General features: G+C 47.7%; 8 protein-coding genes. 1 reads left to right on the top strand and 7 read right to left on the bottom strand.

Annotated features, from left to right (window positions below; genetic code table 11):
* Positions 1-136: 136 nt before the first annotated feature.
* From fakB to OCU21_RS11005, 6 genes are all read right to left on the bottom strand, one after another.
* The gene (gene fakB, locus OCU21_RS10980) at positions 137-985 is read right to left on the bottom strand and encodes a DegV family protein (RefSeq protein ID WP_261807448.1); all 849 of its coding nucleotides are present in this window, start codon (positions 983-985) and stop codon (positions 137-139) included.
* A gap of 183 nt (positions 986-1,168) precedes the next feature.
* On the bottom strand, positions 1,169-1,951 hold the full coding sequence (locus OCU21_RS10985; RefSeq protein WP_261807449.1) for a matrixin family metalloprotease: 783 nt from the start codon (positions 1,949-1,951) through the stop codon (positions 1,169-1,171).
* A gap of 274 nt (positions 1,952-2,225) precedes the next feature.
* A complete protein-coding gene (locus OCU21_RS10990; protein WP_261807450.1) occupies positions 2,226-2,720 on the bottom strand; it encodes a dihydrofolate reductase in 495 nt (164 codons plus the stop codon).
* Between the two features lie 12 nt (positions 2,721-2,732).
* Positions 2,733-3,692, bottom strand: a complete 960-nt coding sequence (locus tag OCU21_RS10995; protein WP_261807451.1) for a thymidylate synthase — start codon at positions 3,690-3,692, stop codon at positions 2,733-2,735.
* A 24-nt stretch (positions 3,693-3,716) separates the two neighbouring features.
* Entirely contained in the window at positions 3,717-4,187 is a 471-nt protein-coding gene (locus OCU21_RS11000; RefSeq protein ID WP_261807452.1) for a hypothetical protein, read from the bottom strand.
* A gap of 45 nt (positions 4,188-4,232) precedes the next feature.
* Positions 4,233-5,450, bottom strand: a complete 1,218-nt coding sequence (locus tag OCU21_RS11005) for a CCA tRNA nucleotidyltransferase (RefSeq protein ID WP_261807453.1) — start codon at positions 5,448-5,450, stop codon at positions 4,233-4,235.
* Positions 5,451-5,509: 59 nt separating this feature from the next.
* Here OCU21_RS11005 and OCU21_RS11010 point away from each other — a divergent pair, with 59 nt between their 5' ends.
* Positions 5,510-6,421, top strand: coding sequence for a YitT family protein (locus OCU21_RS11010; protein WP_261807454.1), 912 nt, complete (start codon positions 5,510-5,512; stop codon positions 6,419-6,421).
* Between the two features lie 105 nt (positions 6,422-6,526).
* Here OCU21_RS11010 and OCU21_RS11015 read toward each other — a convergent pair whose 3' ends face one another.
* Positions 6,527-7,795: a tetratricopeptide repeat protein gene (locus OCU21_RS11015; protein ID WP_261807455.1), complete on the bottom strand. Its 1,269-nt coding sequence runs from the start codon at positions 7,793-7,795 to the stop codon at positions 6,527-6,529.
* Positions 7,796-8,118 lie beyond the last annotated feature (323 nt).

Consider the following 8,118-nt stretch of genomic DNA (forward strand, 5'->3'; position numbering starts at 1 on the left):
TGTTATCCACCCGCATAGCGGGTGGTTTTTTGTTTCGCGCGCTTCGCGGGCTCAACTGGGTCTAAAGACACTAATAAAATACTTTTTTGAAAAACATTCAAAAAAGTGGAACCTTGGTCCCACTTTCATTCAGCGCTTATGCTTGATAAAACATGACGGCGATCGCGCCAGGGCCGGTGTGCGTTGCGATCACTGGACTAGTTGGCGCCACTAAGATCGGCACTTGCGGTAAGACTGCCTGTAACTGATCTTTGACCTGATCCGCCAATTCCAATGCATCGGCATGGGAGATGCCGATCATCTTGATCGAAGCGCCGGCAACTGCCATTCTTTTAACCAAGTCGCGATAAAAATTATGGATCGTTTTCATTCCGCGACCTTTGGTGATCGCCTCAAGCTGACTATCATGTAACTGCAGGATGACTTTGATGTTCAGTAAGCTAGACAGCATGCCTGAAACCCGGCTCAAACGGCCACCCTTGACCATATTCGTTAAACTTGTCACTGACATATATAATTCAGTTTTACTCCGGACTTGCTCGACTGCGGCGACGATTTCCATGAGTGTCGCGCCTTGTTGCGCCAACTCGGCAGCTCGAAGTACTTGAAAGGCCATCGCCCGATCGGTAAACTCACTGTCGATCACCGTAACAGTTGCTCGCGAGATCTGCGCCGCTTGTCGCGCAGCATTGACCGTGCCACTGATCGTTTCTGTCATATGAATCGAAATAACTTGGCTGCCATCTGCAGTCAGGCGATCATAGCAGTCTAAGATCGTCCCGATCGAAGGCTGACTGGTCTGCGGCAATGCCCGCGAACGACCCATTTTATCCATGAATTCTGAACGTGATAGATCAACACCATCAGTATAAACATCATCATCGATCACGATCGTCAATGGGATCACTGTGATTTGGTACTGTTCGATTTCTGCCGGGGTCAATTGAACTGATGAATCAGTTACAATCTTGATTTTGCTAGTCATGATTATACAGGCTTCCTCTCAAGCGGTTCCCGCGAAGATTTTATTGGCTTCATTTGGCTAGTATACCAGAATTAGCCCTTAAATTCATTAAAAGAGTGCGCCTAAGCAACAGTTATCTGCTGATCACCAGGATCAAGCGAGCAGCGTAACACAAAAAAACTCAAATCCAATTCTCAAATCCGATTATTGATAGATCTGCTTTAAAGCCGCAAGATCCGCCGCGGCCAAGCTAGTCATGCCTTGATCCAGTGGGTACATCACCGAAGCAGGATCTGTACTATGAGCCAGTCCTAAGGCATGACCCAATTCATGGAGCGCCACGGAAACCGCGATCGACTGACGATAGGCCAAATTCAACTGCGCCTGTCCTTGATTATAGGCAAGCTGATAACTGCCTAGATGATAAGTCGTGATCTCGGGACCACCTTGCCCCAGTTCCACGGTTTCCTGAGCTGCGGCGCCTTGATCCTTTTGATAGGTACCTAAAGTCAAGCGGTTATTTTGCTTGCTGCCCGCGCCAGCGACTAGCTTGACTAGACCGGTCTCATTATAAGTGGCGATCGCCGTTTGAAAAACTTGTTGTACCGCGTCTGAAGTCCCCGCCTGAAAATGATAATAATAAGTTGGTTTAAGACTGCCTGGCTCAACGATCGTTTCGATCGGCGTCATTGCGTCTGACTCAGCTTTAGATGACGCTGTGGTCGCCTGCTGCTGATTGGCCACGTCAGCTTGCGCCGTGGTCGTACCGGTGGCTGTTGCACCACTTGTTTGATCTTGCGTATTCTGTGGTGTCGTGGTCCGATCAAACGTATTTTTCACCAATGTCACCAATTTCGTGGTCACTTGGCCAAGATCCTGCTTGATCCGCAGTTGTTGCTGACTAGACAAAGGACTCTTACTGCCATTGACCAACCAAATCACTGCCACGATCATAAAAAGCCAAATGAATTTACGTTTCCGTCGCACGAAACTTCACCTCCCACAAATAAAATCGTTAGTCATCCAGCCATCAGCTCCCGTTCAAGGGTACTGAACGATTTTGGGCGCTCTTGGGACACATTGAGCAGCACCGCAAAATCAAAAGCTCATCTATCCATTGAAACACAACTCACGACTTTGAGCGACTGATTTTAAAAAACTTTAGAAAAAATGAGAAGTCCAGCCCTAGCTGTTCTTCTCATCCAAATCACCAGCGGCCCGATGGCTCATACTGATTTTATCAAGATAGTGGTTATGTGCTTTAATCGCGTCGACGATAATCCAAGAAATGATAAGCCGGGTGGCCACCTTGTGCCGAGAAATCCGCTTGTTTGATCAATTCAAACTTCGACCAAGCCAACGGCGGCATGTAGGTATCACCAGAATAAGTCGCTTCGATCCGCGTTTGGTAAAGCCGATCCACGTCTTTTGCGAACATTTTGAAAAGGGCAACGCCACCGATCACATAAAAACATCGTTGTGGCTCGGTCAGCATTCGTTGGCGCAAACTCGCCTCGGTGGCAAAAACTTCGACTGTTGGTGGAAAATCTGTGGCTACGCGGCGAGTCAAAACCAAGTGATGTCGTTGTGGCAAAGGACCTTGCGGAAAGGAGGCATAGGTTTTTCGTCCCATCACGATCGTCTGTTGCCAAGTCACTTGCTTGAAACGCTGAAGGTCAGCCGGTAAATGCCAAGGTAAATGGCCCTGCGCTCCGATCAGCCCCTGTTGATCCTCCGCCCATACAAAAGCTAACATGGCTCGCCCTCCTTAAACAGCAACAGGTGCCTTGATCACTGGTGCTGGATCATAACCACTCAATTTGATCTCATCCATTTGATATTCAGCCAGATCAGCTTTGGGTCCACCTGTTAATCGCAGTTGTGGTAACGGGCGCGGCGTCCGCTGTAATTGGGTCTTGACTTGTTCCAGATGATTGCTGTAAATGTGTGCATCGCCAAAAGTATGAACAAAATCACCGACTGCTAGACCTGTTTGCTGCGCGACTAAATGGGTCAACAAAGCATAGCTGGCGATGTTGAACGGAACACCTAGGAAGGCGTCACCGCTACGTTGATACAGTTGTAGCGAAAGCTTGCCTTCGTTAACGTAGAATTGAAACAACGTATGACAAGGCGGTAAGGCCATCTGGGGGATCGCTTCCGGGTTCCAGGCACTAACGATCAAACGCCGTGAATCAGGATTCGTTTTGATCTGAGTCACGATGTCAGCGAGCTGATCGATCGTCGTGCCCTGTGTTGTTTGCCAATGACGCCACTGTTGCCCATAGATCTGACCAAGATCGCCATACTTGGCAGCAAAACTCGCATCGGTCAAGATCCGCTGATCGAACTGAGCCAATTCAGCGTGGTAACGGGCGGCGAAATCAGGGTCGCGCAACGACCGGCGCCCGAAATCCGTCATATCAGGTCCTTGATAATCTGCACTGACAATGAATTTAGCGAACGCCCACTCGTCCCAAATATGATTATTGTGTTGCAACAAGAAACGAATATTGCTGTCCCCACGCAAGAACCACAACAACTCACTCTTGATCAGACCAAAAGGAACTTTTTTAGTCGTCAATAAGGGAAAGCCAGCCTGAAGATCAAAACGCATTTGATAACCAAAAATACTATAAGTGCCTGTACCTGTGCGATCTGCCTTATAGTGACCTTCCGTCATGATCTGTTTCAAAAAATCTAAATAAGTTTGTTCACTTCGATTCACATTTGATCGTCCTTTATCTTCAAGTTAAGCTCTAAGTTCTGGGTAAACGTCAAAAACAGTCCGATCAGCGTCGATCACCACGTAAAGATGACCATTTTTAGGCGAAATGATACTCGTTTGATAAATATTATCTAGACCGGAAGCGTCTTTCTGCTTGAATGGGAAATAGATCTGTAATGGTTTGCGTTCGCTCTCTTCAAAAACCAGATCACATTTTTCAATGTCTTGATATTTGATCGCTCGTCCAAACATGCCCATCTCAAGCGAACCCGCATTGATATCCGTGGTTTTAGTGTGGTCAGCTTCAGGTAAGATCTCGATTTTTAAACTCTTACAGGGGTGGATTTCTTGCATTTTACCGCTACCATTGATCCGTCCGTACGAAGTGGTTACGCGTGCGATCCAAACATCAGCCATCTCAGCATGGGAGACCGTCCATTCGTCCCCGTTGCGGAAATAAAAACGTAATTCCTTAAAAACATGTTCTTCAGTCATGATCAAATAACTTCCTTTCTCAAATCCAGATTAGGTTCGAGACTATCATATCATATCTGGTAATCGTTTTCGCAACCAAACGATCAAGGCAGCGGTTTGATTTTCGACTTCGCCTTCGACCACCGCTTGTTCCACAAGTTTCAAGGCGCGCCCCAAAACTGGCCCCGGTTTTAACGCCAAGGCTTGCATCACGATCGCCCCATTGATCGCCAACTCATGACCATCATGGATCGGTAGTTCTAGATAACGGGCCTGCAAAGCTGTAAAATCAGCCGACCAGCCCTGATTGGCCCAAACCTGCGCTAACCGTGGCAAAACAGTCTCATCAAGTTGATAAAGAGCCCAGGCGCTCGGTTGCGGTTCTTGGCGCAAATACTGACTGAACGAATAGGTCAGTCGGCTGGCCGCGATCACTTGATTGGCGGTTTTCCACTGGCGTAACATCGTCACCAATTGTCCTTCAGTCAGTTCAGCGCAACTGGCCAACAAGGTCCAGACCGCTGCTTCATCGCCTAAAATAGTAGTTGGACCCTGGGCAAAGTCAGGAAAAGTCAGCCGCTGCGCCGCGAAATAGGGTACGTGAGCGGCCAGCCCACTGGCCAGAAAACTAGTCCAACCGCGCTGCCAATTAGGGCTCAACATCATTTTGATAAACTCAGTATGGATCCGCTCCACGGCGATTTTTTCTAATAAAGCGCGATTGTCGACCAGACTTTGGTAAGTCTCCGGAACGATCGTGAAGTCCAGCTGACTGCTGAAACGGACTGCACGCATCATGCGTAGCGCGTCCTCATGGAAACGTTCTTCTGCAGCGCCGACCGCTCGGATCTTACCTGCCTTAAGATCAGCAAGTCCGGCAAATTTATCGATGACCAAGCCATCATGACGGACCGCTAAAGCATTGATCGTAAAATCCCGCCGTTGTAGATCTTGAGTCAATGATCGGACAAAAGTCACTTGATCTGGTCGTCGAAAATCCTGATAACCGGATTCCGTCCGAAAAGTCGTGACTTCATAGCCAACATGATCGACCATCACCGTCACAGTCCCATGCTTGATCCCCGTATCGATCGTCACAGGAAAGATCGCCTTGATCTCGGCCGGAAAGGCGCTAGTGGCGATATCCACATCTGCGATCGGCTTACCCAGAAGAAAATCTCGCACCGAACCCCCGACAAAATAAGCTTCATATCCATTAGCTTTGATTTGTTGTAGAATAGGAAGTGCCTGTTGGAATTCTGACGGAAATTTAGTTAGATACATTTGTTCAACACCTGTTTCTTTATTTATTTACGATCATTATTTTGTAAGGGGTAATTTAGATGGCAACCACACTTCGTTCCAAGCTCACCTGGCCACACTTCAAAGAGATCTTGATGATCAGTCTAGGGGCGTTATTTTATGGCTTTGGCTTAGTCGCCGTAAATATCAAAAACAATTTGGCCGAAGGCGGGATCACCGGGATCACATTGCTATTTCGAGCTTGGTGGGGCATCGACCCCGCTTATACCACGATCATTTTGAATATCCCCTTGATCATTTTGGGCTATCGTTTCCTTGGCCGCAAGGGACTGATCTATACGATCTATGGGACAGTCGCTCTTTCTGCCTCCTTATGGATCTGGCAACGGTTACCGATCAATGGCCTGATCAACCTTCATGACGATCTTTTTATCGCTGGCGTATTGGCAGGGATCTTCGGTGGCTTTGGTTCTGGCTTGATCTATCGTTTCGGCGGCACCACTGGTGGTAGTGATGTTTTGGCTCGGATCCTTGAGATCGAACGAGGTATCCCCATGGGCAAGACTTTACTTGCTTTTGATGTCTTAGTCCTTTTAGCCTCACTCAGCTATCTTGACATTGAACATATGATGTACACGTTATTGGCGTCATTCGTCTTCTCCCGGATCGTGGACGCCACCCAAGATGGTAGCTATTCCGCGAAGGGGATGCTGATCATCAGCGATCACTACGAATTGATCAGTCAAAAATTGATGGCCGATCTGGAACGTGGGGTCACCTATCTCAACGCTGAAGGTGGCTATCAACGCGATGAACGGCAGATCATCTATTGTGTTGTTTCGCCCAATGAGCTGGTCCAAGCGAAACGGATCATTATGGCTTGCGACAAAAAAGCCTTTGTGTCGATTTTAGAGGTCCATGAAGCCGTTGGCGAGGGCTTTACTTATGCCCGACCACACCATAGTATCTTTTCCAGAAAGAAAACCAATTGAACGGCCTAACTTAAACCGCCTTTAGCACCAGCAAGCCTGAGTTTATCTGATAACTCAGGCTTTTTTGTTGGACGAGAATAAGCAGTGACAAGAATACCCGCCTTTTTAGTGATCGTCGTTTTCTAATTCTAATAACAAGGCCGTATAATCCGCATCATCAGGTACCAGACTCAAATATTGCTTCAAGGCTTGCCGCAACGCTGGTATTTGCGCCTCGGCTTGCAGTAAGGCAATGAACTGGCGCATAAAGTCTGGATTGGTTTTCAGATTAGGATAAGCGGCAAAAAAAGCATCCTTAGCTGCGGGAACTTGGTCCAGATGGTCATAGGCTACAGCTAATTGCCAATTGACTTGGGGATCAGCCTGCTCCGCTGTCGCGATCGGCTCTAAGAGCTCCACCACGGCCTGATCATCACCTTGCTGACCTTTGACCGTGGCCAGGAGCAAACGCAACGCCTGCGCGTCAGGATCGACTCGTAGCCCCTGTTCCAGTAATTGTTGGGCAACAGTCGTTTTTCCTAGAGCCAACGCTGCTTCAGCCCCCAGCCGATAAAGATTCAGATTAAATTCATCATAACCTAAGCCGACCTGAGCTGTCTGTAAGGCAGCTTCTAGTTGATCCAAGGCCTGTTCACTTGCCACTAACGGCTCATAGAGCGCACTGTAATCAGCGTTTTGTTGCTGTAATCGGGTCAATGTCGCCACCGCCTGCTCTTCTTGATGAAGATTGTGATAGAGCACGCCCAATTGAAATAATTGGTCGTCAGTGGCCAAATTTTTGGTCAATTCTTCTAAGATCGCTAGAGCCTGTTCATATTCCCCGGAACCAGAAAGCGCCTCGGCCAAGCGCTGTTTGATCGACACCTGAGCCCAGTAGTCATGACCTGCCGCCAAAAGCTGCTGGTAGTATGAAGTCGCCTCTTGATAACGTCCCATACTCGCGGATAGTTCGCCTAAACCAAAATCTAAAGCCGGCTCATCAGGCAACAAACGTTTTGCGGTCAATAATTTCTGTTCACTGACCTCCAATAAATTTAATGTTTGATAAAGGTCAGCGGCCGTCACTAAACTTTGAGGATAGACTGGTGAATCTGGCGAGATCTGATTGAGCCAAGTCAAGGCCTGATCAGTTTGGTCATCATCGATCGCCACCTCCGCCAAAATCAGTCTCGCCTCGTCCGCATCAGGATATTTCTTGATCAACTGACGGGCGATCTGAGCCGCCTCTTGGTCGAAACCTAAAGCCTGCAATTCCTCGGCCAAACTAAACAAAGTCTCATCATCATCTTGGACCAAAGCTTGCGCAAAATCACGCTGAGCCGCCGTCAAATCTTGTTCATCTAAGTCCTGTAACATTTGTTCTGAAAAGCTCATCATCTTAAACCCCTTTATCTCACTTAACCTGCTCTTGTGACCCCTTAACTCACGTTTAGAAGGGGCACCATTTACAACCAAGGCAAATTCTTACCGACAGCCACAGAAGCGCTCTCTTAGCCTTATTATAACGGATTTACAGATCTTACGCGCCGATCCTTTGAATTGCGGCGCGGCGCCTGCTGACTCCGAGTCGTTCCAGTATAAAATAACAGGACTGGAAAAGTCAAAATCTCTTGATTTTTAGATGGCGTCAAGTTAACGTGGGTTTTAGTAATAAAGATATTTGCTAGAATTCATGAATACTGATTGTGCTGCTAAAA

It is taken from the genome of Lapidilactobacillus luobeiensis (genome assembly GCF_024345205.1).
Lineage (GTDB): Bacteria > Bacillota > Bacilli > Lactobacillales > Lactobacillaceae > Lapidilactobacillus > Lapidilactobacillus luobeiensis.